Annotated in this window: 25 protein-coding genes; 18 read left to right on the top strand and 7 right to left on the bottom strand. The window is 72.4% G+C overall.

The genetic code is table 11. The features are described 5' to 3' along the window. Positions 1 to 83 precede the first annotated feature (83 nt). On the top strand, positions 84 to 1,199 hold the full coding sequence (locus ABD340_RS19855) for an NAD(P)H-dependent flavin oxidoreductase (protein ID WP_344590530.1): 1,116 nt from the start codon (positions 84 to 86) through the stop codon (positions 1,197 to 1,199). Between the two features lie 65 nt (positions 1,200 to 1,264). On the opposite strand, the gene ABD340_RS19850 is transcribed toward ABD340_RS19855, so the two are convergent. The 3 genes from ABD340_RS19850 to ABD340_RS19840 all read right to left on the bottom strand — a co-directional run bounded on the left by ABD340_RS19850 (position 1,265) and on the right by ABD340_RS19840 (position 3,730). Next, on the bottom strand, positions 1,265 to 2,203 hold the full coding sequence (locus ABD340_RS19850) for an RNA polymerase subunit sigma-70 (RefSeq protein WP_344590529.1): 939 nt from the start codon (positions 2,201 to 2,203) through the stop codon (positions 1,265 to 1,267). A gap of 159 nt (positions 2,204 to 2,362) precedes the next feature. Then, complete coding sequence (locus ABD340_RS19845) at positions 2,363 to 2,803, bottom strand: hypothetical protein (protein ID WP_344590527.1); 441 nt, start codon at positions 2,801 to 2,803, stop codon at positions 2,363 to 2,365. Positions 2,804 to 2,917: 114 nt separating this feature from the next. Continuing rightward, positions 2,918 to 3,730, bottom strand: coding sequence for a crotonase/enoyl-CoA hydratase family protein (locus tag ABD340_RS19840; RefSeq protein WP_344590526.1), 813 nt, complete (start codon positions 3,728 to 3,730; stop codon positions 2,918 to 2,920). Between the two features lie 149 nt (positions 3,731 to 3,879). On the opposite strand from ABD340_RS19840, the gene ABD340_RS19835 reads away from it, so the two are divergent. The 7 genes from ABD340_RS19835 to ABD340_RS19805 all read left to right on the top strand — a co-directional run bounded on the left by ABD340_RS19835 (position 3,880) and on the right by ABD340_RS19805 (position 11,519). After that, positions 3,880 to 5,445 (top strand): acyl-CoA synthetase, encoded by a 1,566-nt coding sequence (locus ABD340_RS19835; protein ID WP_344590525.1) that lies wholly within the window; start codon positions 3,880 to 3,882, stop codon positions 5,443 to 5,445. Then, the gene (locus ABD340_RS19830; protein WP_344590524.1) at positions 5,435 to 6,367 is read left to right on the top strand and encodes a Zn-ribbon domain-containing OB-fold protein; all 933 of its coding nucleotides are present in this window, start codon (positions 5,435 to 5,437) and stop codon (positions 6,365 to 6,367) included. The genes ABD340_RS19835 and ABD340_RS19830 overlap by 11 nt, the downstream gene beginning before the upstream one ends. 235 nt (positions 6,368 to 6,602) lie before the next feature. Further along, complete coding sequence (locus ABD340_RS19825) at positions 6,603 to 7,646, top strand: thiolase domain-containing protein (RefSeq protein ID WP_344590522.1); 1,044 nt, start codon at positions 6,603 to 6,605, stop codon at positions 7,644 to 7,646. A 68-nt stretch (positions 7,647 to 7,714) separates the two neighbouring features. After that, positions 7,715 to 8,872 carry a thiolase domain-containing protein gene (locus ABD340_RS19820; RefSeq protein WP_344590521.1) on the top strand — a complete coding sequence of 386 codons (1,158 nt, stop codon included), beginning with the start codon at positions 7,715 to 7,717 and terminating at the stop codon, positions 8,870 to 8,872. A 32-nt stretch (positions 8,873 to 8,904) separates the two neighbouring features. Then, positions 8,905 to 10,479: an acyl-CoA synthetase gene (locus ABD340_RS19815; protein WP_344590519.1), complete on the top strand. Its 1,575-nt coding sequence runs from the start codon at positions 8,905 to 8,907 to the stop codon at positions 10,477 to 10,479. Between the two features lie 159 nt (positions 10,480 to 10,638). Further along, entirely contained in the window at positions 10,639 to 11,109 is a 471-nt protein-coding gene (locus ABD340_RS19810) for a MarR family winged helix-turn-helix transcriptional regulator (RefSeq protein WP_344590517.1), read from the top strand. Positions 11,110 to 11,168: 59 nt separating this feature from the next. Then, a complete protein-coding gene (locus tag ABD340_RS19805; protein ID WP_344590516.1) occupies positions 11,169 to 11,519 on the top strand; it encodes a DoxX family protein in 351 nt (116 codons plus the stop codon). Here the strand turns inward: ABD340_RS19805 and ABD340_RS19800 are convergent. Together ABD340_RS19800 and ABD340_RS19795 are read right to left on the bottom strand one after the other, a co-directional pair. Then, entirely contained in the window at positions 11,488 to 12,696 is a 1,209-nt protein-coding gene (locus ABD340_RS19800; RefSeq protein ID WP_344590514.1) for a lipid-transfer protein, read from the bottom strand. The genes ABD340_RS19805 and ABD340_RS19800 overlap by 32 nt on opposite strands. Continuing rightward, positions 12,693 to 13,139, bottom strand: a complete 447-nt coding sequence (locus ABD340_RS19795) for a Zn-ribbon domain-containing OB-fold protein (protein ID WP_344590513.1) — start codon at positions 13,137 to 13,139, stop codon at positions 12,693 to 12,695. Before ABD340_RS19795 ends, ABD340_RS19800 begins: the two co-directional genes overlap by 4 nt. 151 nt (positions 13,140 to 13,290) lie before the next feature. Here ABD340_RS19795 and ABD340_RS19790 point away from each other — a divergent pair, with 151 nt between their 5' ends. From ABD340_RS19790 to ABD340_RS19775, 4 genes are all read left to right on the top strand, one after another. After that, on the top strand, positions 13,291 to 14,058 hold the full coding sequence (locus tag ABD340_RS19790) for an SDR family oxidoreductase (RefSeq protein ID WP_344590511.1): 768 nt from the start codon (positions 13,291 to 13,293) through the stop codon (positions 14,056 to 14,058). Between the two features lie 12 nt (positions 14,059 to 14,070). Next, a complete protein-coding gene (locus ABD340_RS19785) occupies positions 14,071 to 15,027 on the top strand; it encodes an LLM class F420-dependent oxidoreductase (RefSeq protein WP_344590509.1) in 957 nt (318 codons plus the stop codon). A 184-nt stretch (positions 15,028 to 15,211) separates the two neighbouring features. Further along, the gene (locus ABD340_RS19780) at positions 15,212 to 15,511 is read left to right on the top strand and encodes a Fe-S cluster assembly protein HesB (RefSeq protein ID WP_344590507.1); all 300 of its coding nucleotides are present in this window, start codon (positions 15,212 to 15,214) and stop codon (positions 15,509 to 15,511) included. A 164-nt stretch (positions 15,512 to 15,675) separates the two neighbouring features. Further along, on the top strand, positions 15,676 to 15,867 hold the full coding sequence (locus ABD340_RS19775; RefSeq protein WP_344590505.1) for a hypothetical protein: 192 nt from the start codon (positions 15,676 to 15,678) through the stop codon (positions 15,865 to 15,867). Here ABD340_RS19775 and ABD340_RS19770 read toward each other — a convergent pair. Both ABD340_RS19770 and ABD340_RS19765 read right to left on the bottom strand, forming a co-directional pair. After that, entirely contained in the window at positions 15,851 to 16,978 is a 1,128-nt protein-coding gene (locus ABD340_RS19770; RefSeq protein ID WP_344590504.1) for an Rv3169 family protein, read from the bottom strand. The genes ABD340_RS19775 and ABD340_RS19770 overlap by 17 nt on opposite strands. Further along, the gene (locus tag ABD340_RS19765; protein WP_344590503.1) at positions 16,975 to 18,045 is read right to left on the bottom strand and encodes a phosphotransferase family protein; all 1,071 of its coding nucleotides are present in this window, start codon (positions 18,043 to 18,045) and stop codon (positions 16,975 to 16,977) included. Before ABD340_RS19765 ends, ABD340_RS19770 begins: the two co-directional genes overlap by 4 nt. Positions 18,046 to 18,192: 147 nt before the next feature. Between ABD340_RS19765 and ABD340_RS19760 the strand changes: the two genes are divergently transcribed. The 6 genes from ABD340_RS19760 to ABD340_RS19735 all read left to right on the top strand — a co-directional run bounded on the left by ABD340_RS19760 (position 18,193) and on the right by ABD340_RS19735 (position 24,404). Then, positions 18,193 to 18,843, top strand: a complete 651-nt coding sequence (locus ABD340_RS19760; RefSeq protein WP_344590501.1) for an MBL fold metallo-hydrolase — start codon at positions 18,193 to 18,195, stop codon at positions 18,841 to 18,843. Then, entirely contained in the window at positions 18,840 to 19,493 is a 654-nt protein-coding gene (locus tag ABD340_RS19755) for an HAD family hydrolase (RefSeq protein WP_344590499.1), read from the top strand. The genes ABD340_RS19760 and ABD340_RS19755 overlap by 4 nt, the downstream gene beginning before the upstream one ends. 205 nt (positions 19,494 to 19,698) lie before the next feature. Continuing rightward, the gene (locus ABD340_RS19750) at positions 19,699 to 19,902 is read left to right on the top strand and encodes a PspC domain-containing protein (RefSeq protein WP_344590498.1); all 204 of its coding nucleotides are present in this window, start codon (positions 19,699 to 19,701) and stop codon (positions 19,900 to 19,902) included. A 122-nt stretch (positions 19,903 to 20,024) separates the two neighbouring features. After that, complete coding sequence (locus ABD340_RS19745; RefSeq protein WP_344590497.1) at positions 20,025 to 23,393, top strand: hypothetical protein; 3,369 nt, start codon at positions 20,025 to 20,027, stop codon at positions 23,391 to 23,393. 45 nt (positions 23,394 to 23,438) lie between these two features. Further along, positions 23,439 to 23,840, top strand: coding sequence for a hypothetical protein (locus ABD340_RS19740; RefSeq protein ID WP_344590495.1), 402 nt, complete (start codon positions 23,439 to 23,441; stop codon positions 23,838 to 23,840). Positions 23,841 to 23,876: 36 nt separating this feature from the next. After that, on the top strand, positions 23,877 to 24,404 hold the full coding sequence (locus tag ABD340_RS19735) for a hypothetical protein (RefSeq protein WP_344590493.1): 528 nt from the start codon (positions 23,877 to 23,879) through the stop codon (positions 24,402 to 24,404). Positions 24,405 to 24,408: the final 4 nt, after the last annotated feature.

Genomic DNA, 24,408 nt, shown 5'->3' with positions numbered 1-24,408 from the left:
CGTTTTGTCTTGCGCTGGCTCGGTGTCGATCTAGCTAAGTAGAACCTGTTGCAGTTTTGCCTTCGGCGACCTAGGGTCGAGGGGTGCGGACACGAGTCACCGAACTATTCGGCATCGAGTACCCGATCTTCGCGTTCAGTCACTGCCGCGACGTGGTCGCCGCGGTGAGCCGCGCCGGCGGCATGGGCGTCCTCGGCGCCCTGTACTTCACCCCCGAGGAGCTCGAGCTGGAGCTCAAGTGGATCGACGAGCACGTCGGCGGCCGCCCGTACGGGGTCGACGTGGTGATGCCCGCCAAGTACGAGGGCGCCGACCTCGGTGACTCGGGCGAGCTGCTCACCAGGCTCCAGGGCATGATCCCCGCCGAGCACAAGGAGTTCCTGGAGAACCTCCTCGCCGAGCACGGCGTCGAGCCGCTCAGCGACGAGGGCGCCGGCAAGGCCCTCCTCGGCTGGACCGACGCCACCGCCCGGCCCCAGGTCGAGGTCGCGCTCAAGCACCCCATCGCGCTGCTCGCCAACGCGCTCGGCCCGCCGCCCGCCGACGTCGTCCGGCAGGCCCACGAGCACGGCGTCAAGGTCGCCGGGCTGGCCTCCAACGCCCGGCACGCCCGCAAGCAGGTCGAGGTCGGCGTCGACATCATCGTCGCCCAGGGCACCGAGGCCGGCGGCCACACCGGCGATGTCTCCACCATGGTCCTCATCCCCGAGGTCGTGGACGCGGTCGGCGCGGACACCATGGTGCTCGCCGCCGGCGGCATCGGCCGCGGCCGGCAGATGGCCGCCGGCATGGCGCTCGGCGCCGACGGCGTGTGGACCGGCTCGATCTGGCTCACCGTGGACGAGGCCGACACCCCCGAGAAGGCGCGCGGCAAGCTGCTCGCCGCGACCTCCCGCGACACCGTCCGGTCCCGGGCCTGGACGGGCAAGCCCGCCCGCTTCCTCAAGACCGCCTGGACCGACGCCTGGGAGAGCGAGGACTCGCCCGGCACCCTCCCGATGCCGATGCAGTTCATGCTGATCTCCGACGCGCTGCGCCGCATCGGCCGGTCCGGGGACGGCGAGCTGGTCACCTTCCCGGTCGGCCAGATCGTCGGCTCCATGAGCCAGGTCAAGCCCGCCGCGCAGGTCGTGTACGACCTCATCGAGGAGTACGTCGAGGCCCTGGAGCGACTCAACGCCGCCGCCGAGGCCGACTGAGCCCGCTCGCGCCCCAGGCCGCAGGCCGGCGGCCCTGGGGCGCGCGCCTCGTCAGGGTTCGGCCGTCACAGACCGGCGGGCAGCCCGAAGGCCTTCAGCAGGCGCGGGTCGAAGGTGGTGATCTCCGCGATCCGGCCGTCCCGTACCGCCAGCACGTCGATGTTCACGGGCGCGAACCGCTGCTCGCCGACGCGGCGCACGTAGTTCGCCACGGCCGGCTGCCGGTTGGCCCACAGCGGCAGCGAACGCCACTCGCCCCACGCCGACTCCCCGGCCAGCGCCGGCCCCCACAGCTCCAGGATCGCCTCGCGGCCCTCGTACACCAGGCCGTGCGGCGGCATCGTCTGCCGGGCGTCCTCGCGCAGCAGCTCCTTGAGCCGGGTGAGATCGGACAGCTCGTTGGCCTCGACGTACCGCCGCAGCACCGCGCGCTCCCCGGCGCTCGCCCGCGCGCCCTGCTCCGCCCGCTCCCGCGGCAGGTACGCCCGCAACGTCATGCGCCCCCGCTGCAGCATGCCCTTCACCGCGGCGACGTTGGTGTTCAGCACATCCGCCGCGTCCCCGACGGGCCAGCCCAGCACCTCCAGCATGATGACCGCGGCCCGTTGCCGCGCGGGCAGATGCTGGATGGCGGCCAGGAACGCCAGCTCGATCGTCTCCCGTGCCACCGCCGCCGCGCCCGGCTCGTCCGCCGCCAGGTCCAGCAGCCGGTCGGGGAACGGCTCCAGCCACGACACCTCGGCGATCATCGCGGGCGCCGCGGACATCTCCCGCTCCCGTGCCGGGCCGGTCAGCACGTCCAGGCACGCGTTCGTCGCGATCCGGTACAGCCACGCCCGGAACGTGGACCGCCCCTCGTAGGTCTCCCGCCTCCGCCACGCCCGCAGCATCGTCTCCTGGACGAGGTCCTCCGCGTCCGTGAACGACCCGAGCATCCGGTAGCAGTGCACCCGCAGCTCGTGCCGGTGCCGTTCGGCCGACTCGGTGAACGCGGCCTCGTCCATGGCGCACCCTCCTCGCGGGCGCACATCGTACGACCGTCCCATGGCACCCCTGTGAGCTGGCTTTCCGTCAAACCACCGATACCCAGATGTGTCGGTTCGATCACAGAGCGCAGGCGAGCGGCGGGCCACCACCTCCGGGTGGTGGGCCGCCGCTCGGTCTCACGACTCCGCGTCGCCTCGCCGGAATCGGAGCGCCATGAAGCCGCCGGCGCCCAGGATCAGCGTGACGCCGACTCCTGTGAGCGCCACGTCCGTGCCGTCGCCCGCGCCTCCGATGCCGGTCTTCGCGCCTCCCTTGGGAACCACCGTCACGTAATGCGTACGTACGAAGTCGGGGCAGTTCTCGCTGATCGAGTGCTTTTTCAGTTCGGCGTCGGGCTTGATGGTCGCCGTCACCTCGGTATTGCTCCCCGAGAAGCGCACCTCTTCGAATGCGGTGGAGCGCAGGCTTCCGGCCTGGGCCGAGCACGGGTGGGTGAGCTTGACGCTGATCTGCTGTCCGCGGTGTGCCGGGTCAGGGTTCACCGTTTCCTCTGGCGCGGCCATCGCGGGCGCCGCGAGTGCCATCGTCGCCGCGCCGGCGACCCCGGCGGCCGCCATGATGCTCCTGAATCGCATGATCTCCCCCGTGATAGTGCAACGTGATTTTTCCGCACTATTCGGTGGGATCCGCGATATGCCCGGCCGGTTCTCAACGGCGCGGCAAAGTCCTCGTCAGAGGCCCTTGAAGACGGCGGGGCGCTTCTCCTTGAAGGCCCGGGAGCCCTCCTTGGCGTCCGCGGAGCCGATGACGGGCCAGCCGATCTCGTCGGAGATCTTCAGGGCCTCCTCCTCGGAGAGGTGCTCGGTCTCGCGGTAGGTGCGCAGGATGGCCTGGACGGCGAGGGGGCCGCACGCGGCGACCTGGTCGGCCAGTTCGCGGGCGGCGGTGAGCGCCTGGCCGTCCGGGACGACCTTGTTGACGAGGCCCATCGCGAGTGCTTCCCGCGGGGTGACGGAACGGGCCGTCAGCAGGATGTCCATCGCGTTGGCGTAGCCGATCTGGCGGGGGAGGCGGATCGCGCAGCCGCCCATGGGGAACAGGCCGCGCTTGGCCTCGTACAGGCCCAGGGTCGCGCCCTCGGCGACGACGCGCAGGTCGGTGCCGACGAGGAGTTCGGTGCCGCCGGCCACGGCGTACCCCTCGACGGCGCAGATGAGGGGCTTGGTGGGGCGGCTGTCGCGCAGCAGCCCCTTCCAGTGGAAGTCGGGGATCTGGGCCGCGCGCTCCCGGACGCGCGGGTCGGACGAGGGCGTGCCCATGGCCTTGAGGTCGGCGCCCGCGCAGAACTGGCCGTCGGCCCCGGTGAGGATGCCGACCCGTACCTCGGGCGTCGCGGAGATGTGGGCCCAGGCGTCGGCCAGCCCGACGAGCATGTCGTTGCTCAGCGCGTTGCGCGCCTCAGGGCGGTTCAGCGTCACGACGACCACGTGGCCGTCCTGCTCGACGGTGCAGTGCTCGGTGCTGATGGGCAGCCGCTCGGCCATCGTTCCTCCACTCAACCGGCCATAAAACAAGAACAGATTCTAGTGATCAGCGTTGCGCGTCAACAGGTCTTGCCCAGCAAAACGAGAACGTGATCTACTTTGGTTCCCCCGGCACCTGACCGGTGCACCGCGATCACCGAGGAGAACCGATGGGGTCGTTGGGTTTTTGGCGGCTGGCGCAGGCCGATCCCGAGTGGATCGCCGCCGTCGACCCGGACGGGATCGAGCACACCGCCGGCGAGCTGCTGGCCCGGGCCAACCGGCTCGTGCACGGGCTGCGCGGGCTGGGCGTGGAGAAGGGGGACGGGATCTGCGGGCTCGTCCCCAACGGCGTGGACGGCCTGGTGCTGTACCTGGCCGCTCTGCAGGCGGGGTGGTACTACACGCCGATCAACTGGCATCTGGCCGGCCCCGAGATCGGCTACATCGTGGCCGACAGCGAGGCCAAGGCGTTCTTCGTGCACGAGCGGTACGCGAGTGAGGGCGTGCGCGGGGCGGAGGAGTCGGGGATCGACGCCCGCCGCCGCTTCGCGTTCGGCCGCGTCGAGGGCTTCCGGCCGCACGAGGAACTGGTGGAGGGGCAGCCGGACACGCTGCCGGACGACCGGAGCAACGGCGCCACCATGCACTACACCTCCGGCACCACGGGACGGCCCAAGGGCGTCCGCAGGCCGCTGGCCGCCCTCGATCCCGACGACAGCGCGGAACTGCTGACGTTCCTGCTGTCGCTGTTCGGAATCCGGCCCGGACGGCCGGCGGGCCAGGAACCGCAGGCGCACCTGGTGACCTCGCCGAACTACCACACTGCCGTGACCCAGTTCGGCGGCACGGCGCTGCAGATGGGCCACACCCTCGTCTACGTGGACAAGTGGGAGGCCGAGGACTGCCTGCGGCTGATCCAGCGGTACGGCATCACCAACACGCACATGGTCCCGACCCACTTCAAGCGGCTGCTGGCCCTTCCCGAGGACGTCCGCAAGCGGTACGACGTGTCGTCCATGAAGTGGGCGATCCACGCCGCCGCGCCCTGCCCCGTGCCGATCAAGCAGCAGATGCTGGAGTGGTGGGGCGACTGCATCTGGGAGTACTACGCGGCCACCGAGGGCGGCGGCACGATCGCGAGCCCGCAGGACTGGCGCGAGCATCCCGGCACGGTCGGGAAGGCGTGGCCGATCAGCGAGCTGCTCATCGTGGACGACGACGGCGAGCCCGTCCCGGCGGGAGAGCCCGGCACGATCTACATGAAGATGGCCGGGACCGGGTTCGAGTACAAGGGCGACCGGGCGAAGACGGAGGAGAGCCGGCTCAAGGACTTCTTCACCGTCGGCGACGTCGGGCACCTGACCGAGGACGGCTTCCTGTTCCTGTCCGACCGCAAGTCCGACATGATCATCTCCGGCGGGGCCAACATCTACCCGGCCGAGATCGAGAACGAGATCGTCCTGCATCCCAAGGTCGCGGACGTGGCCGTCTTCGGCATCCCGGACGAGGAGTGGGGCGAGCAGATCAAGGCCGTCGTGGAGCCCGCCGCGGGCGTCGCGCCCGGCCCGGAGCTGGCGGCGGAGATCCTCGCGGCGCTGGAGGGCCGGCTGGCGCGGATGAAGTGGCCCAGATCGATCGACTTCATCGAGACCCTGCCGCGCGAGCCGAACGGCAAGCTCCTCAAGCGCAAGCTGCGCGACCCGTACTGGAAGGACCACGAGCGTGCCATCTGAGGCCCAGAGCCATGTCCTGGAGTTTCCGGGCGGGTACACGCGGTCGGTCGGGCCGGTCATCGGGCGGTTCCTGAGCGAGCTGCGCGACGGGCGGCTGGTCGGCGTGCGGACCGCCGGCGGGCGGGTGCTCGTCCCGCCGTCCGAGTACGACCCCGCGAACGGCGAGCCGGTGACCGGGGAGTTCGTCGAGGTCGGCCCGATCGGCACCGTGCAGACCTGGTCGTGGGTGCCGCGTCCGCTGAAGAGCCATCCGCTGGACCGGCCGTTCGCGTGGGCGCTGATCCGGCCGGACGGCGCCGACACGGCCCTGCTGCACGCGCTCGATCTGGGCGTCTTCGACGAGGGCGCCGATCCGCCCCGGTTCCTCAAGACCGGGATGCGGGTGCGTCCGAAGTACCGGGTCGAGCGGACCGGCGCGATCGGCGACATCGAGTGCTTCGTCCCCGAGGTCACCATGATCAACGCGCCGACCCGGCTGGAGTACCGGCTGCAGGGCGGGCGGGCGCTGGACCGTTTCCTGGAGGGGATCTCCGAGGGCCGGATCCTCGGCCACCGCTGCGGAGTGTGCGGCGAGGTGATCGTCCCGATGAAGGGGCTGTGCCCGCGCGACGGCGTGCCGACCAGCGAGGAGGTCGAGCTGCCCGACACCGGCACGGTCACCACGTTCGCGGTCAACAACCTGCCGGACCCGCGCGCGCCCGAGGTCCCGTTCGTGTCGGCCTACATCCTGCTGGACGGCGCCGGCCTGCCCATGCTCGCCCTGGTCGCGGGCATCCCCGCGGACCAGGTCCGCATGGGCATGCGCGTGAAGGCGGTCTGGAGGCCGGAAAACGAATGGGGGCGAACCATGGCGAACATTCGATGGTTCGCCCCCATCGAGGAGCCTGACGTGCCTTTCGACGCCATCAAGGACTACGTTTGACGTCCTCTCAGCCCACCCGGGCCGCGAGCCCAGCCGTCGCCGACTGGCCTTCCTGCTTCGTCGCCGGTTGCGCACCCGTCGGGATGAATCCCGCAGAGACCCGTCTCACATCAGCTCCACAGGCGTTTACCTCTCCGCCCGCCCTTCGGCCGAGGTTCTTGCGCGTAATCTCACCCAGCTTGGTTTTCGCAGAGTGTGAGCAAATGCTAGCAGAAAGTAAGGGAGGGTGGGGGTAATGAACGCTGAGATCGCGGTCGTCGCGTTCGCGCAGAGCGCGCACGCCGCCGAGGACTCCGGGCTGGCGGAGGTGGAGATCCTCGCGCCCGTCATCACCGAGATCAAGCAGCGGACCGGGCTGAACCGGTTCGGGTTCACCTGCTCGGGCTCCAACGACTACCTGGTCGGGGCGCCGTTCTCGTTCGTGTCGGCGCTGGACGCGGTCGGGGCCTGGCCGCCGATCTCCGAGAGCCACGTGGAGATGGACGCGGCCTGGGCGCTGTACGAGGCGTGGGTGAAGCTCCGGCACGGGGAGGTCGACACGGCCCTGGTGTACGGGTTCGGGAAGTCCTCGCAGGGGACGCTGCGCGAGATCATGACGCAGCAGCTCGATCCGTACCATCTGGCGCCGCTCGGGATCGACCAGGTGTCGCTGGCCGCGTTGCAGGCCCGCGCCCACCTGGAGCGGTCGGGAGCCAAGGAGGACGATCTGCGCGCCGTCGCGACGCGCTCGCGCCGGGCCGGCCGGGAGAACCCGTTCGCGCTGCACCTGCCGGACCCGTCCGGCGACGAGGGCTACGACGTGGCGCCGCTGCGGCCGTACGACATCGCGCCGATCACCGACGGGGCCGCCGCGGTCGTGCTGGCCACCGGTGACCGGGCGCGCGAGCTGTGCGAGCGGCCCGCGTGGATCCGCGGCATCGACCATCGCAGCGAGGCGCACTCACCGGGCGTGCGGGACCTGAGCCGGTCCGAGGCGACCCGGATCGCGGGCGAGAAAGCGGGCGCGGCCGGGATCGAGGTGGCCGAACTGCACGCGCAGTTCACGCACGAGGAGCTGATCCTGCGGGAGGCGCTCGGCCTGGGCGACGAGGTCACGGTCAACCCGTCCGGCGGCCCGCTGTCGGCCAACCCGGTGATGGCGGCCGGGCTGATCAGGATCGGCGAGGCCGCGGCCCGGATCCACGACGGCTCGGCCGCCCGGACGCTCGGCCACGCCACCGCCGGTCCGTGCCTGCAGCAGAACCTCGTCTGCGTTCTTTCCGGAGAAGACCATGGGTAACCCGTGCGCGATCGTAGCCAAATCAGTGGGCTCGGGGGCAGACCGCCTCTTTAACCTGGAGGCTCGCCATGGGTAACCCGTGCGCCATTGTCGGCGTGGGCCAGACCGCCTACAAGACCAAGCGGCTTGATGTGTCGATGGCCGGGCTGTTGCGCGAGGCGGCCGTCAAGGCGCTGGACGACGCCGGGCTGACCTGGACCGACATCGACGCCGTCGTGATCGGCAAGGCGCCCGACCTGTTCGAGGGCGTGATGATGCCCGAGGCGTACCTGGCCGACGCGCTGGGCGCCACCGGCAAGCCGATCATGCGGGTGCACACGGCCGGGTCGGTCGGCGGGTCGACCGCGATCGTCGCGGCGAGCCTGATCCAGGGCGGTGTGCACGACCGGGTGCTGACCGTGGCCTGGGAGAAGCAGTCGGAGTCGAACGCGACGTGGGCGCTGACCGTGAACACGCCGTTCTCGACGTCCCTGGTCGTCGGGGCGGGCGGCTACTTCGCCCCGCACATCCGCGCGTACATGCGGCGTTCCGGCGCGCCCGACCACGTCGGGACGCTGGTCGCGGTCAAGGACCGGCAGAACGCCCTGAAGAACCCCAACGCCCACTTGAAGATCCCCGGCATCTCCCGCGAGATGGTCGAGTCGACGCCGATGCTGTGGGAGCCGATCCGCTACCTGGAGACCTGCCCGTCGTCCGACGGCGCCTGCGCGATGGTGCTGGCGTCCGAGGACGCGGCGCGCAAGGCCCCGAACAGGCCCGCCTGGGTGCACGGCACCGCGATGCGCTCGGAGCCGATCTTCTTCGCCGGCCGCGACACCGTGAACCCGCAGGGCGGCAAGGACTGCGCCGCCGACGTGTACCGGCAGGCCGGGATCGCCGATCCGCGCCGCGAGCTGGACTGCGCCGAGGTGTACGTGCCGTTCTCCTGGTACGAGCCGATGTGGCTGGAGAACCTCGGGTTCTGCGGCGAGGGCGAGGGCTGGAAGCTGACCGAGGCGGGGGCGACCGCGCTGGACGGGGACATCCCGTGGAACCCCTCGGGCGGCGTGCTGTCGTCCAACCCGATCGGCGCGTCCGGGATGATCCGGTTCGCCGAGGCGGCCCTCCAGGTGCGCGGGCAGGCCGGGGAGTACCAGGTGGACGGCGCGCGCCGCGCCCTCGGCCACGCCTACGGCGGCGGCGCCCAGTTCTTCGCGATGTGGATCGTCGGCTCAGAGAAGCCCTAAGCCCCTCCCCCTCGATCTCCGGAGGACGTCCGATGGAGTTCAACTACGCCGATCTGTTCGAGGGAGTCGCCGACGCGATCGGGGACCGCGTCGCGCTCGTCTGCGGCGCCAGGCGGCTCACCTACGCCGAGCTGGATGCGCAGGCCAACCGGCTCGCGCACCATCTCGAGTCCGCCGGGGTGAAGCCCGGCCAGCATGTCGCCGTCCAGCTCTACAACGGCATCGAGTACGCGGTCGCGCTGGTCGCCGCGTTGAAGATCAGGGCCGTGCCGGTCAACGTCAACTACCGGTACGTGGAGAGCGAGCTGCGCTACGTCTACCAGGACTCCGACAGCGTGGCGCTGCTGTACGACGTGGAGTTCGACGAGCGGGTCGCGGCGACCGTCCCGCAGGTGGAGAGCCTGCGGCACCTCATCGCGGTCGGCGGCGCGTCCTCGGTGCCCGGCGCCGTCCCCTACGAGGAGGCCCTGGCGGCCCGGCCGGCGACGCGGGGCTTCGGTCCGCGCTCCGCCGACGACACCTACATCATCTACACGGGCGGCACGACCGGCATGCCCAAGGGCGTGATGTGGGGCATGAAGGAGCTGCTGTTCGCGTTCTGGAACCCGAGCCTGCCGCGCCCCGGCGTCCCCGAGGACGTGGTGGAGATGGCCCGGAACGCGGGGCCGATGGTGATGATGCCGGTGGCTCCGCTGATGCATGGCGCGGCGCAGGTGGCGACGTTCATCGCCTGGTGGATGGGCGCGACCGTGGTGTACGTCCGCAGGTTCGAGGCCGCCGAGGTGTGGCGCACGATCGAACGGGAGAAGGTCAACTCGCTCACGATCACCGGTGACGCGATGGCGATCCCGATGGTCGAGGAGCTGGAGCGTTCGCCCTACGACCTGTCGTCGCTGCTCGCCTTCGTCTCGACCGGCGCGATCCTGAGCGGGTCGGTCCGGGAGCGGCTGGCGGTGGTGCTGCCGAACATCATGATCATGGACCGCTTCGGGTCGACCGAGTCGGGCTCGACCGCCGAGGCCGTGGCCGGGTCGACGCCGGAGAAGGGCCTGCGGTTCGCGCCCGACGTGGCCGACGTCACCGTCCTGGACGACGCGCTCCAGCCGGTCAAGCCGGGCTCGGGCGTCATCGGCCAGGTGGCCCGCACCGGTTTCATCGCCCGCGGCTACTACAACGACCCGGAGAAGACCGCGCGCACGTTCCCCGAGGTGGACGGCCGGCGCTGGCTGCTCACCGGCGACATCGCCACGGTCGAGGAGGACGGCAGCATCGCGGTGTACGGCCGCGGCTCGCAGGCCATCAACACCGGCGGCGAGAAGGTCTTCCCGGAGGAGGTCGAGGCCGTCCTGAAGGGGCATCCGGCGGTGTTCGACGCGGTCGTGACGGGCATCCCCGACGAGCGTTTCGGTTCCCGCGTCGCGGCCGTCGTCCAGCCGCAGGGCGAGCCCCCGGCGCCCCAGGACCTCGACGCCCATTGCCGCAAGAACCTCTCCGGCTACAAGGTCCCGCGCACGTACGCGTTCGTGAAGGAGATGAAACGCAGCCCGGCGGGCAAGGCCGACTACCGGTGGGCCAAGGAAACGGCCCAGCGGTCCGTCGAGCGGTAGCGCCGCCGCCTCCGGCCGCGAGCGCCCGGCGAATGTTGATCTTTCGCGGGGTTTGGGAGGGAGCGGGTGTTCGGTGGGCACTAAGCTGTGTTCCCAAGTCCCGGCCACCTCGAGACAGGCCCTGGGCTCCCTCGGAAACGTGGAGATCGAGGTAAAAGCGTGTCGAGCCCGGAACGCGAGCGGGTCATGGCGGAGCTGCGGGAGGCGATGCAGCGGAGCACGCTCTACACGATGCTGTTGAACCAGACCGCCGCGGGCAAGGCGGGGCTGAACGTGACCGACGCGCAGTGCCTCAATGCCCTGTCGCTGGACGGTCCGCAGACGCCGGGACGGCTGGCGGCGCTCATGGGCATCACCACCGGTGGCGCGATCACCGCCGTCATCGACCGGCTGGAGCGGGCGGGGTACGTCAAGCGGACCCGCGATCCCGACGACCGGCGGCGGGTGATCGTGGAGCTGGTGCCGGAGACCGCGGCGCGGTTCGAGCGGTACTTCGACCCGGTGGCGCGGGCGTTCGCCGACCGGCTGGACGGGTTCTCGGACGCGCAGCTCCGGCTGCTGTCCGGCTATGTCCAGGGCGGCAACGAGGAGATGCCCGGCTTGATCGAGAAAGTGCGCCGCCTGCCCTGACTCTGTGAGAGCGTTCGTCCATGCCTTCCTCGACGTCTCCCTCAACGCGTCCTGCCCACGTGCTGGCGGGCCTCCTGGCGACGGCCGGGGCCACCCACTTCATCGTGCCCCGGGTCTACGACGACATCGTCCCGTCGCGGCTGCCCGGCGATCAGCGCACGTGGACGTATGCGAGCGGGGTCGCCGAGCTGGCGTGCGCCGCCGCGATCGCCGTGCCGAAGACGCGCCGCGCCGGAGCCTTCGCCACCGCGGCGCTGTTCGCCGCGGTCTTCCCCGCCAACGTCAAGATGGCCTACGACTGGCGGCACGGCCCCCAGCCGTGGCGCGCGGTCGTGTTCGGCCGCCTGCCGCTGCAGGCGCCGCTGATCGGGTGGGCGCTCAAGGTCGCCAAGGACGCTGACGGACGGTGATGATCGCCGAACCGTGGCCGAACAGGCCCTGGTTCACCGCGATGCCCGCCCGGGCGTTCGCCACCTGCCGCCCCTCGGCCCGGCCGCGCAGCTGCCAGGTCAGCTCGCACACCTGCGCGATCGCCTGGGCCGGGATCGCCTCCCCGAACGAGGCCAGCCCGCCCGAGGCGTTCACCGGCACGCGCCCGCCCAGGGCGGTGTCGCCGGAGCGCAGCAGCTTCTCCGCGCCGCCCGGCTCGCACAGCCCGATGTCCTCGTACCAGTCGAGTTCGAGGGCGGTGGACAGGTCGTAGACCTCGGCGAGCGACAGCTCCTCGGGGCCGAGCCCGGCCTCCTCGTACGCGGCGCGCGCGATGGCCTGCCGGAACGGCACCTCGGGTGCGGGCACGGCCAGCGCCGAGTCGGTCGCGAAGTCCGGCAGGTCGAGCACGGTCTTGGGGAAGGTCGGCGTGACCGTCGACAGCCCCGCGATCCGCACCGGGTCGGGCGCGCCCCGGGACCGTGCGAACTCCATCGACGACAGCACCAGCGCCGCCCCGCCGTCGCTCGTCGCGCAGATGTCCAGCAGCCGCAGCGGGTCGGCGACCACGGCGGACGCGCGCACGTCGTCCAGGGTCACCTCCTTGCGGTAGCGGGCGTTGGGGTTGGCCAGGCCGTGCCGCGCGTTCTTGACCTTGACGGCGGCGAAGTCGTCCAGCGTCGCGCCGTGCACGGCCATCCGGCGCCGGGCGTACAGCGCGAAGTAGATCGGGTTGGTCGCGCCGAGCAGCCGGAACCGCAGCCAGTCCGGGTCGTCGGGACGGTCGCCGCCGACCGGCTTGAAGAACCCCTTGGGCGCCGCGTCCGCGCCGACCACCAGCGCCACGTCGCACAGGCCCGCGAGGATCCGCGCGCGGGCGGCGTCGATCGCCTGCGCCCCGGACGCGCACGCCGCGTAGCTGCTGGAGATCCGGGCGCCAGACCAGCCGAGGGCCTGCGCGAACGTCGCCCCGGCGATGAACCCGGGATACCCGTTGCGGATGGTGTCGGCGCCCGCCACGTACTGGATCTCGGGCCAGGCCACCCCCGCGTCCGCCAGCGCGGCGCGGGCGGCGACCAGGCCGTACTCGACGAAGCTCCGCCCCCACTTGCCCCACGGGTGCATCCCCGCGCCGAGGACCGCCACGTCGCCGGTCATCGCGCGGGCCTCCACATCCAGACGGTGTACTCGGCCTCGTCGTCCTCGTACAGGACGCCTTCGGCCAGCTCGACCTCCATGCCGACCTCGAGGTCGTCGACGCCGATGCCCGGGACGACCTGGCCGAGGACGACCATGCGCTCGTGGTCCAGTTCGACGGCCGCGACCGTGTAGGGGCGGTACGGGTCGGGCGAGACGTACGGGGGAGGGGGTTTGTAGCGGGAGTCGGCGTAGGACCAGACGCGCCCGCGGTTGGAGAAGGCGTACTCCTCCAGTTCGGAGCCGTCCCGGGGACCGGAGCAGGCCGGGTTGCGGCAGGCGAGGGCGTTGCGGGGGAAGTAGGGGGTGCCGCAGGCGGTGCAGCGGGTGCCGAGCAGCCGTACGCCGTCCCGGGTCGTGAACCAGCCTTCGGCCGCGGGGCACCGTTCCTTCGCGAGGGTCACCCGCGCAGCTTACCAACCAAGCGTACGTTCAAATCAAGGGTGCCGGTGGCCGGGGTCTCCTAACTGACGCGTCAGTCACTTCGCTACAGTTGGGGACGGACCGAGCGTGATTCGGGCCCGTGCCCGGGGTCATCGTCGTCAAGGAGTGCGCATGCGGACTGGACTGCAGGGAAAGACCGCCCTCGTCACCGGGGCCTCCCGGGGCATCGGCAAGGCCACGGCCGTCGCGCTGGCCGCCGAGGGCGCCAACGTCGTGCTCTCCTCGCGCAAGCAGGACGCGCTCGACGAGGTCGCCGCGGAGATCCGGGCCGCCCACCCGGCCGCCCGCGTGCTGGCCAAGGCCGCGCACGTGGGCGACGCCGACGCCGCCGCGGCCTGCGTGGACGCCGCCGTGGCCGAGTTCGGCGCGGTGGACGTCCTGGTCAACAACGCCGGCACCAGCCCGCACTTCGGCCCGATGGTCGACATCGAGCCCGCCGCCGCCGAGAAGACCGTCCAGGTCAACCAGTTCGCCGTGGTGCTGTGGACGCAGCTGGCCTGGAAGGCGTCGATGAGCCGGCACGGCGGCTCGATCATCAACATCGCCTCCGTCGGCGGCATGATCACCGAGCACGGGATCGGGTACTACAACGCCACCAAGGCCGCGGTCATCCACCTCACCCGCCAGTTCGCCATGGAGCTGGCCCCGGCCGTCCGGGTCAACTGCATCGCGCCCGGGCTGGTCAAGACCGCCCTCGCCCGCGCGCTCTGGGAGAACAACGAGGAGGAGATCAGCAAGCACCTGCCGCTCGGCCGGCTGGGTGCTCCCGAGGACATCGCGAACGCCGCGGTGTTCCTGGCCGGCGACGCCGCGTCCTGGATGACCGGGCAGACCATGGTGGTCGACGGCGGCGCGATCATCCGGCCCTCGATCGCGTAAAGGAGCAGGACCATGAACCGCTGGGGACTGACGATCCCGCAGGCCGGGCTCCCGCTGGCCGAGCACCGCGAGATCGTCCAGGAGATGCCCGGGCTCGGCTACACCGACGCCTGGACCGCTGAGACCAACGGCACCGACGGCTTCACCCCGCTGGCGCTGGCCTCGCAGTGGGCCCCGGAACTGCGGCTCGGCCCGGCGATCGTGCCGGTCTACACGCGCGGCCCGGCCCTGCTGGCCCAGCAGGCCGCGACCCTCGCCGGGCTGGCCCCCGGACGCTTCGTGCTGGGCATCGGCACCTCCTCCGACACCATCGTCGAGCGCTGGAACGCGATCCCGTTCGAGAAGCCGTACCAGCGCACCCGCGACACGCTGCGGTTCCTGCGCAAGGCGCTGGCGGGCGAGAAGGTCAAGGAGGACTTCGAGACCTTCTCGGTCAAGGGCTTCAAGCTGGAGGCGCCGCCCGAGACGCCGCCGCGGATCGTCCTGGCGGCGCTGCGGCCCGGCATGCTGCGGCTGGCGGCCCGCGAGGCCGACGGCGCCATCACCAACTGGCTGGCGCCCGAGGACGTCCGTACGGTGCGCGGCGCGCTGGGCGACGAGCCCGAGCTGGTCGCGCGGCTGTTCGTCTGCCCGACCGACGACGCCGAGGAGGCCCGCTCGATCGGCCGCTGGATGATCGCCGCCTACATGACGGTGCCCGTCTACCGCGCCTTCCACGAGTGGCTGGGACGCGGCGAGGCGCTGCGCCCGATGAACGAGGCGTGGGCCGCGGGCGATCGCAAGAAGGCCCTGGAGGTGATCCCGGACGAGGTCGTCGACGACCTGATCGTGCACGGCTCGCCGGAGGCCTGCCGCGCCCGCGTCCGCGAGTACGCCGAGAACGGGCTCACCACCCCGGTGCTGGCGATCGTGCCGTGCCGCGGGCTGTCCCCGGTCGAGGCGGTGCGCGCGCTCGCACCCGGCGCGTGAGGCGCTGAGCTGGGGAAATGTTCTGGGATCGGGCCCGGTGCGGTGACGCGCCGGGCCTGTTCATTTACACGGCGTTCACAGAGATTGCCCCGGCCGGAGGTTTACCTGGTGATGTGTCGGGGAGGGTGGGGCGAACAGGTGACTGACCTGTCCTGGCATGAAACCGAGACATGAGGAGCCGATAGTGCTCACGCTGACCAGCGGCGCCGTCCAGGTGATCCGTACCGTGACCGCAAATCCCGAGATGCCGCCGGAGACCGGCATCCGCATCGAGTCCGGAATCGACGGGTCCGACGCCCTGCGGCTCTCGGTCGCGCCTGCCCCGGAGGCCGGCGACCAGGTCGTGGAGGCGGAGGGGGCTCGGGTCTACCTGGAGCAGACGGTCGCGCAACTGCTCGATGACAAGACCCTGGACGCCCAGGTCGACTCGCAGGGCGACGTGGCGTTCACCATCGCCGAGGGGACGGAGCATCCCGAAGCCTGACTTGACCGGATACTGACCTGATCCCGTTATCGGGCCTGCCGGGCACGGACGTTCCTGATCCTTCCCGCTCGACCAGGAGCGTCCCGGAGACTGGGGCCGGAGCGCCGATCCCCGCCAGGGACCGGCGCCCCGGCCCTGTACGTTTTTCTGGGAGACTGGACGGCGTGCCGCCCCCCGACGTGACGCCCCCGGAAGAGCCGTCGCGGGAGGAGCTGGACCGGCAGGTGCGCGACCACTACGGCGGCTGGCGCGACCAGCCGCGCGGCTTGGCCTGCGCGGTCATCGCCGCGTTCCTGATCCTCACCACGGTGGCGTTCGGGCTCGCCGCCGTCGCGATGATCATGGCTGCTCGTTGAACGAGGGATGCGGCCCCAGCGCCCAGTACTCGAACAGCCCGTAGCCGGTGCCCCCCTCGCCGGCGGGCGGCAGGGCCGGGGCGGCGCCGTCCAGGTACTCGTAGCGCGCGACGGCGTCGACCATGCCCCACATGCGGGCGGCGTCCTCCTCCTTGCGCGTGTCGTACGAGACGCCCTGCACCTTCAGGTCGGCTCCCTGGTACATGCCGTGCTTCCAGTCGGGCTCCAGGCCGTAACCCGTGCCGACCATGATGTGGACGGGCAGGATGGGCGTCGCCTGTACCGCGAACGGCCGTCCTCCTGGCGGGCTGAACGCGATGGTCGCCGTGGTGACCTCGCGCGTGCCGTCCTTGTAGACGGGACGGTATTCAGGACGGCCCAGGTACTCCGTCTCGCGTTCCTCGTCCGGCCAGACGCGCACGGCCTCCTCCAGCAGGCGCCGCCCTTTCTCGTCCTCCTGGACGATGCAGAGGATCGAGTGGTCCTCGAACTGCATCGGCGTGTAGAGCCAGTAGAAGGTCCCCGAGTTCTTCGCCTGGATGCCGGGCGGTTCCGGCTCGCCGACCGGCCGGATGCCCCAGGAGCGGTCCCGCGAGCCCCACCAGCGGTCCGGCGTGACCTCGATCCGCTCGCCGGCCACGGTGATCGTCCCGGTCCAGCGGCCGGTCTGCGCCAGCCGCCGGGAGTCGAACACGACCCGCTCCTGCCAGCGCAGGTAGTGCGGCGGCTCCAGCTGGGCCGGGACGGTGCCCTCCCAGGTCAGATCGAACGACAGGCCGTGCCCGTTCTCGTCCAGGACGACCCGGAGCCGCCGCAGCCCCTCGACGACCTCGACCCGGAACGGCCCGACCGAGGTGTCCATCCGGTCCGCGCCCAGCTCCCGCGAGGCCCGCACGACCTTGTGCGCCGGTCCGCGCCGGACGAGGGCGAACGCGTCGGTCACGCCGAGGTTCGGGTACTGGCCGATCCCGATGACCAGCATCAGCTCGTCCGAGCAGCCGTGCGCGTTGAAGTAGTACCGGTCGTAGAAGTTGCGGTCGGAGGTGGTGACGTGCCGCATCACCTCGGGGGCCTGGTGGATCGGGTAGTCGTCGAGCGGCGAGAGCGTCACTGGAGCTCCTGGAGGATCGCGGCGAGCAGGCGGGTGCAGTTGTTGTCGTGCGGGAACGGGTCGTCGGGCTCGATCCAGCCGATGTCGATCATCGCCTGCCCGACCCGCGCCATGATCACCGAGAACTTGAAGCCGGACAGCACCTCGTAGTAGCCCAGGTCGCGCACGGGCCGTCCGAGCAGTTCCTCGTAGCGGGCGACGGTCTCGGCGTAAGGCGGGAAGCCGGGCAGGCGGGGCACGCCGATTCCCTCGGAGTGGTGCCGGTCCAGATGGATGAACCAGGCCAGGTCCTCCTCCGGCGCGCCCAGCACGGCGTTCTCCCAATCGAGCACGGCGGCTAGCACGCCGTCCTGGAAGATGACGTTGCCGATGCGCGCGTCGCCCCAAAGCAGGGCGGGCGGATCGGGTTCGGCCGGGCGGTTGGCCCTTAGCCACTCAAGGGCCTTCTGTGCGATCTCCTGCGGGCCGTTGTACGCCCATTCCAGGTAGTACTCGTAGTAGTTGAGGCGCTGGTCCAGCCCCGGGGCGCCCCACTGGGGCTGGTCGAGGAAGCCCAGGTCCAGGGCGACCGGGTCGAGCCTGTGGACGCGGGCCAGGATCTCCAGGGCCGACCACCACATCGCCGCGCGCTCCTCCGGCGGGACCTCGGTGACCCAGCCGCCCATGTGGTACGGGGGCATGTCGGTCGGGACGCGGCCCTGGATCCGTCCCATCACGAAGAACGGGGCTCCCAGGGGAGCGGTCGACGGCTCGTACCAGCGGATGGGCGGGACGGGGATGTCGGTGCGCTCGTCCAGGATCCGCATCAGGCGGTACTGCTCCTCGAAGCGCGGCTCCGGGAAGATCTGGTAGCGGGCGGGGGCGACGCGGGCCACGTAGGGTTCGCGCCGCTCGGGGCCGCCGGGCGGTTCGGGCCAGGCGGCGTCGAACATCAGTGTCTCGCTGGAGAATCCGCTGGTGGAGGGGGTCTCCAGGGACGGGATGCGGGCGCCGGGCAGCCGCTCGTCCAGCCAGTCGGCCAGGCTCCGCAGGGTGGTCTCGGGATCGCGTTGGTCGGGTACGGGCATGGCCGCCTCCTCGCGCGCCGCCGCGTCCCGGGCCGGGTGGGGGCGGTTCGGGGCGGCCGGCCCAGGGCGCCGGGCGGAACCAAAGTAGAACGTGTTCTATCAATGGGCCGGGGCACGGTCAATGCCCCCGCGTGAAAGGATCGGATCATGCGACTGACCAAGCTCGGACATGCCTGCGTGCGGCTCCAGAAGGACGACCGGACCCTGGTCATCGACCCGGGGGCGTTCACCCCGGAGGGCGACGCCCTCGACGGCGCCGACGCCGTCCTGATCACGCACGAGCACTTCGACCACTTCGACCCAGACCGGCTCCGCAAGGCGATGGCGGAGAACCCGGCGCTGGAGGTGTGGACCTCCCGCACCGTCGCGGCGAACCTGGCCGACCTCGGCGGCCGCGTCCACCAGGTCGGGCACGGCGACGCGGTCACCGTCGCGGGCTTCGACGTGCACGTCTACGGCGAGGACCACGAGATCCTGCACCCGGACGTCCCGCCGATCCCCAACACCGGGTTCCTCGTCGACGGCGAGGTGTTCCATCCGGGCGACGCGCTGACCGTCCCCGGGGAGCCCGTCGGCACCCTGTGCCTGCCCGGCAACGCGCCCTGGATGAAGGTCCCGGAGCTGTACCTCTACACCCGCGAGGTGCGGCCCGAGCGGGCGTTCGTCGTGCACGACGGGCTGCTGAACGACAACGGCCTGGCCGTGATGGAGACGCACGTGACCAACGCGGGCAAGGAGCTCGGCAAGGAGTTCCGCCGCCTCAAGCCCGGCGAGTCGGTCGATGTGGGCGCCCCGTGATCCGGGCGGTCTTCTTCGACATCGGCGAGACCCTGGTCAACGAGTGCGAGATCTACGGCCGGTGGGCCGACTGGCTGGGCGTGCCGCGGCACACCTTCGTCGCCAAGCTGGGCGCACTGCTGGCCACCGGCGGCAACCACATGGACCTGCTGGAGCACTTCCGGCCGGGCTTCGACCTGGAGAAGGAGCAGCGGAGGCGGGCCGAGGCCGGGGTGCCGAACGGCTTCGGCCCGGCCGACCTGTACCCCGACGCGCGCGAGTGCCTGGCCGCGCTGCGCGCCCAGGGGGTCTTCGTCGGGGTCGCGGGCAACCAGCCGGTCGAGGCCGCCGAGCAGTTCGCCTCCCTCGGCCTGGAGGCCGACGTGGTCGGGATCTCCGACGTGTGGGGCCTGCAGAAGCCCGATCCCGCGTTCTTCGCGCGGTGCGCCGGGCTGGCGGGCGTGCCGGCCGCGGAGATCCTCTACGTGGGGGACCGCGTCGACAACGACGTGCGTCCCGCGCTGGCGTACGGCATGCGGGCGGCGTTCCTGCGGCGCGGCCCCTGGGGGGTCATCCAGGGGGAGGACGAGGCCCTGGCGCGGTGCACGTTCGTGCTGGACGACCTGGCCGGGCTTCCGGGCCTGGTCGCCGCCCGCAACGCCGCCGCCTGACCGGCCGCCGGGCCCCCGCGTCATTTCCGGGTCATTCCTCTGCCGTTCGCGGAACCACCCCTAAGGGACTTCCCTTAATTCGCGGGTAGGACATCAAGACCGGCCGTCAGAGTGATTCGCCCGGAGCGCCCGTTTCCTAGCGTTGAAGACGTAGCCGCAGGTAGCGGATACGCATCATTCCGAGAGAAACGGGGAGAGCACCCTCATGAACGGCATTCACCGCCCGCGCGACGGCCGCATGATCGCTGGGGTCTGCGCCGGCCTGGCCCGGCGGTTCGGGACCACGCCGACGACCGTCCGGTTGCTGGCGCTGCTGTCCTGCCTGCTGCCCGGCCCGCAGTTCGTGGCCTACATCGTGCTGTGGGTCATGCTCCCGAACGAGGACCGGCACGTGGCCCGCTCCTACTGACCATTCCGCACGGCCGGATTTCTCCGCCGGTGCCAAGATCGCCGGGCGCCCGCGCTGATAACGTCCTGGCACCGCATGATCACCAGATCCCCTTGGACCGAGGGATCGCACGGTGTTAGATCGTGGCACGGCTTTTCCGAGAGTCCGAGGAGGGGGCCGCGGTGCCGGACAAGGGCCAGGAACCCGCCGCCGAGGCGGCCCGGGCCCTGCTCGGCTACCTGCGCGACCTGTCCGCCGCCCGGCGCGGACCGGTCCGCGACGTCGCCGCCCGGGACGGCGTCCACTGGCTGGCCGACCTCCCGGGTGAGGTGTACGTCGAGACCGACGCGGGCCGCGGCGACGTGCTCTTCAGCGTCCCGGTGATCCCGCTGACGCCGCCCGCCGTGCTGGAGGAGTTCGACGGCTGGCTGGGCATGCGCCACTGGTACCGGGTCCTGCGCGACATGGCCGACGACGCCGCCGCCGGCGGTACCGAGGCGGTGCTGGCCGCCGGCCTGCTCGCCTGGCGTCCCCCCGACGGCCCGCCCGTCCGCGGCCACCTGCTGACCACGCCCGTCCGGATCGTCGTGGACGACCGTTCCGGACGGGTGGACGTGGTCCTGGCCGGCCACGCCGCCCCGCGCGACCGCGACCTGCTCGCGGCCCTGCCCGGCTTCAGTCCCGAGCGTGCCGACTGGGTGTGGGACGCGGTCCGGTCCGGGCAGGGGCTCGGCCTGCACGCCTCGGTGTCGGACGTGCTCCGCAAGTGGTGCTCGGCCGCGTTCGGCGACCGCCAGGAGACGGTCGCCTTCCGCGAGGACTGGGCCCCGGCGCAGCCCGGCGGCCCGCTGCCGGCGGCACCGCTGCTGCGGCTGGCGCCCGCGCTGGTCGCCCGGCCGCCCGGCCGCGCCGCCTTGGCCGGCCACTACGACACGCTGCTCACGCGTCTCGGCGACGGCCCCGTGCCCGGCGGCCTGGCCGCCTTCCTCGCGCCGGGCAAGCGCTCGCCGCTGATGCACGTCGAGGACCGCGACCCCGGGACGATCGCCGGACTGCTCGCCGGGATGCTGGACCGGGGCCGCCGGGTGCTGGTCGCCGTGCCGGACGGCGCCGCCGCCCGGCGCCTGCACGCCGCGCTCCCGGACGGGATCGCCGGGCTCTGCGCCGCCGTGACCGGCCCCGAGGACGGCACGGGCGGCGGGGCCGCGGTCGCCGCGCCCGACCGGATCGCCGCGGCCGTGCTCGCCCGCGTCCCCGGCCATGATCCGCGGCGGCACCGGGCCCTCGTCGAGGAGCTGGTCGAACGGGCGGCCGACGCCGAGACAATCGCCGCCGGGCTGGCGGACCGGCTGCGCGCCGAGGAGGACGCGGCGGACGCGGGGACCTGCGATCTCGGCCCCGGCTACCGCGGCGGCCGCGCCGACCTCGACCGGCGGCTGCGCGCCGAGGCCGCCGAGCACGGCTGGCTGCCGCGGCGGCCGGGGCTCGACGCGGGCGCGCCGCTGTCGGGCGCCGAGGCCGCCGAGCTGGTCCGGCTGCTGGCCGCGCGGTCCCCGCTGGGACGCATGCGGATCACGCACCGCGACGTCGATCCGGCCGCCCTCCCCGGCCCCCCGTACGTGCGGACGCTGATCGAGGCGGAGGCGACCGCGGCCGCGCAGGCCGAACAGGCCGAGACCGAGACGTCCCGGCGGTTGCGGCGCTGCGACGGCCACCTGCTCGCCCGCCTCGACGGCTGCGCGGGCGCGGTGAACGCCGCGCTGCGCGATCTGGGCCTGGAGGGCCATCCCGGCAACTGGGACCCGGCCGACCACGCGGTGCGCGCCTTCGGCGACGCTCTCGGCCGGCGCCGTCCGGCGGTCTGGGAACGGGTCGCCGAGATGACGCCCAAGGCCGAATGGGCCGAGCGCGCCCTGCGGTCCCTGGTGGGGCGCCGGGTCGCGTTCCCGCCGGGCGAACTGCGCCTGCGCGACCTGGCCGCGGCCACCCAGCAGCTCCGCGACTACCTCGCCGACGGCGGCACGCTGAAGCGCGGGCCGCTCCGCTCCGCGGCCCAGCGGCAGGCCGAGCCCGTCCTCCAGGGCGTCACCGTCGACGGCCGCCCGCCGAGCACGCCCGAGCAGCTCGACGTCGTGTTCACCGAGCTCATGGTGCGGATGGCCTGCCAGGAACTGCAGTACGTCTGGGAGGCCGCCGGGGTCTCGTTCCCGGCCGACGTGCCGCTCGAGACCAGGGTCGCCCGCTTCCGCCGCGCGCACGCCCGCCTGGCCCGCGTCCGCGACGTGCTGCCCGCGGTGGACGAGACCGTCGAACTGCTCTATCAGGCCGGCCTGGGCATCCCCCTCACGCACCCGGTGCAGTGGTACGGGTACGCCGTCGGCTTGCAGAGCGCCCTGCTCGGCCTCGGCGTCGGCCGTGCCACCGCCGACCTCGCCGCGCTGCGCGACTCCATCGGGGGTGCCGGCGGCGACGGCGAGCGGCCGCCCGAACTGGACGACGCGATGGCCGCGATCGATGCCCGCGACGCCGACGCGTACGGCCGGTGCCTGCGCGCCCTCGCCGAGGCCCGGCACGAGCGGGCCCTGCAGATCCGCTGCGAGCAGCTGCTCGGGCACGTCCGCGCCGTCCATCCCGAGCTCGCCGACCTGCTCGACTCCACCGCCGGCGCCGAGGTCTGGCCGGAGCGCGCGGTGCGCTGGGAGGAGGCGTGGGCGTGGGCGGCCGCGTCGGCCCGCTTCGCCGCGCTGCCCCGGTCCGCCGCAGAGACCCGGCTGCGCGCCGAGCTCGACCAGGTGCGGGAACGACGGCGCGAGGCCTCCGACCGGCTCGCGGCGGCACGGGCGTGGGGCGCGTGCCTGTCCCGGCTCGACCCCTCGGCCACGGACGCGGCGGAGGTCGTCCCGGTGTGGATCGTCCCGCTGTGGCGGATCCCGGAGGCCCTGCCGCCCCGTCCGGACGCGTTCGACGTCGTGATCGTCGACGGCGAGCACGGCGCGGGCGCGGAGGCCCTGTTCGTGCTGTGGCGGGCCCCGCGGGTGATCCTGGTGGGCGAGGGCGGCCCCGCGCTGCCCGCGCCCGAGGGCGCGCCGTCCGGCTCGTCCCTTCCCGCCGGGCTGGCGGGCGCCGTCACCCCGACCGCGCCCCTCTACGAGATCCTGCTGAACCGCCTGGCCGCGGACGCCGAGCCCGCACCCGAGCCCGCACCCGAGCCCGCGCCGGAGCCCGTGCGCGCGGAGCCCGCGCCCGCGCCGGAGCCGACGCCTCAGCCGCGGGCGCGTCCCGAGGGCGGGAAGGTGGTCCGGGTGCGCCCGGGACGGTCCATCGTGACCTACAAGCGCCCCGAACTGGCCGAAGTGGTGGAGCAGGTCGCCCAGCTGGAGCCCGGCCTGGACGACGATCAGCTGGTCGAGCTGGTCGCCCGGGTGCTGGCCTGCCCGGCCGACGAAGAGCTGCTGGTCGGCGCCAGGGTGCGGTTCGCGGTCGAGCAGTACCGCGAATCCCTGGTGGAATGACCACATCGGTGGGAGCGGACGGCCCGGAAAAGGCATGATCTCCTTATGGGGACAGAAGAGATCATCGGTATCTGGCGGACCGTGATCCTCGGCGAGCACAAGTCGTGGGTGATGTTCGGGAACGGCACCTGCGTGATCCTGATGGAGCCGGAGGAGGACCTCGCCGCGCAGGCGGTCGCGATCATGCGCGAGTACGGGCCCGTGCACGCCGGCACGCAGTCCGCCGACTTCGGGATCATCGAGCTGGACGACGCGCCGGGCTGGGTCGTCTACGGCCACCACGACGACGTGCTCAGCTACGTCGGCCCGGAAGAGGTCGAGGGGGCCGACGAGCTGAAGGTCGGGCTGCTCGGCAGGTCCAAGCGCGACGCCGACGGGCGCGAGCTCGACGTGGTGCACGTGGAGGACCGGCGGGACCGGCTCCACCAGGCGAATTCCTCGTCATGACGCCGGGTGTCACCGGTTGTCGATATATAGGGAGGCGTGGCGGACTGGGATGAGGACGCGCGGGCGCGGCTGCGCGCGGCCGCGCACCGGCGGGACGGGGACGCGGGGCTGGCCGCCCTGGCGGGCCGCCCGCTGGGGCCGGTGCTCCAGTACGCCGGCGACGTCCTGCTCGCGGCGCTCGACCGCGGGCTGCCCGCCGCCGAGCCGCTCGCCCGCAAGTGCGTCGAGGAACTGGACGGCCGTGACGGTCCTGGAGACGCCGAGCTGGCCGCCGAGCTGACCGCGGCGCTGGAGGGTAGGGCGACCGGGCTGATCGGCGTCCCGGTCGATCTGGGGGCGCTGGGGGCCCGCCTGGAGGCCGATCCGGCCGACGGCGTCCAGGCCGTCGACCTCCGGACGGGCGACATCGACGAGCCGGGCCCCGGCTTCGACCCCGAGAGCCGGCTGACGTTCGTCCCCGGCGGGCCCGACCCGGGCGACCCGGGGGAGGAGGCGCAGCGCGGCCGGGCTCGGCGCCGGCTCGCCGAGCACGGCTACCGTCCGGGCCCGCGCCCCTTCCTCTGACCCG

Origin of the sequence: Actinomadura vinacea (assembly GCF_039532545.1) — a bacterium.
Lineage (GTDB): Bacteria > Actinomycetota > Actinomycetes > Streptosporangiales > Streptosporangiaceae > Spirillospora > Spirillospora vinacea.
This window is presented reverse-complemented; position numbering and strand designations above follow the sequence as displayed.

Excerpts from the sequence above, each read along its gene's own strand:
- ABD340_RS19760 (WP_344590501.1), top strand. The coding sequence starts at position 18,193 with ATGCGACTGACCAAGCTCGGACATGCCTGCGTGCGGCTCCAGAAGGAC.
- ABD340_RS19785 (WP_344590509.1), top strand. The coding sequence starts at position 14,071 with ATGAACCGCTGGGGACTGACGATCCCGCAGGCCGGGCTCCCGCTGGCC.
- ABD340_RS19765 (WP_344590503.1), bottom strand. The coding sequence starts at position 18,045 with ATGCCCGTACCCGACCAACGCGATCCCGAGACCACCCTGCGGAGCCTG.
- ABD340_RS19845 (WP_344590527.1), bottom strand. The coding sequence starts at position 2,803 with ATGGCGGCCGCCGGGGTCGCCGGCGCGGCGACGATGGCACTCGCGGCG.
- ABD340_RS19820 (WP_344590521.1), top strand. The coding sequence starts at position 7,715 with ATGGGTAACCCGTGCGCCATTGTCGGCGTGGGCCAGACCGCCTACAAG.
- ABD340_RS19825 (WP_344590522.1), top strand. The coding sequence starts at position 6,603 with ATGAACGCTGAGATCGCGGTCGTCGCGTTCGCGCAGAGCGCGCACGCC.
- ABD340_RS19740 (WP_344590495.1), top strand. The coding sequence starts at position 23,439 with ATGGGGACAGAAGAGATCATCGGTATCTGGCGGACCGTGATCCTCGGC.
- ABD340_RS19750 (WP_344590498.1), top strand. The coding sequence starts at position 19,699 with ATGAACGGCATTCACCGCCCGCGCGACGGCCGCATGATCGCTGGGGTC.
- ABD340_RS19815 (WP_344590519.1), top strand. The coding sequence starts at position 8,905 with ATGGAGTTCAACTACGCCGATCTGTTCGAGGGAGTCGCCGACGCGATC.
- ABD340_RS19835 (WP_344590525.1), top strand. The coding sequence starts at position 3,880 with ATGGGGTCGTTGGGTTTTTGGCGGCTGGCGCAGGCCGATCCCGAGTGG.
- ABD340_RS19790 (WP_344590511.1), top strand. The coding sequence starts at position 13,291 with ATGCGGACTGGACTGCAGGGAAAGACCGCCCTCGTCACCGGGGCCTCC.
- ABD340_RS19840 (WP_344590526.1), bottom strand. The coding sequence starts at position 3,730 with ATGGCCGAGCGGCTGCCCATCAGCACCGAGCACTGCACCGTCGAGCAG.
- ABD340_RS19850 (WP_344590529.1), bottom strand. The coding sequence starts at position 2,203 with ATGGACGAGGCCGCGTTCACCGAGTCGGCCGAACGGCACCGGCACGAG.
- ABD340_RS19800 (WP_344590514.1), bottom strand. The coding sequence starts at position 12,696 with ATGACCGGCGACGTGGCGGTCCTCGGCGCGGGGATGCACCCGTGGGGC.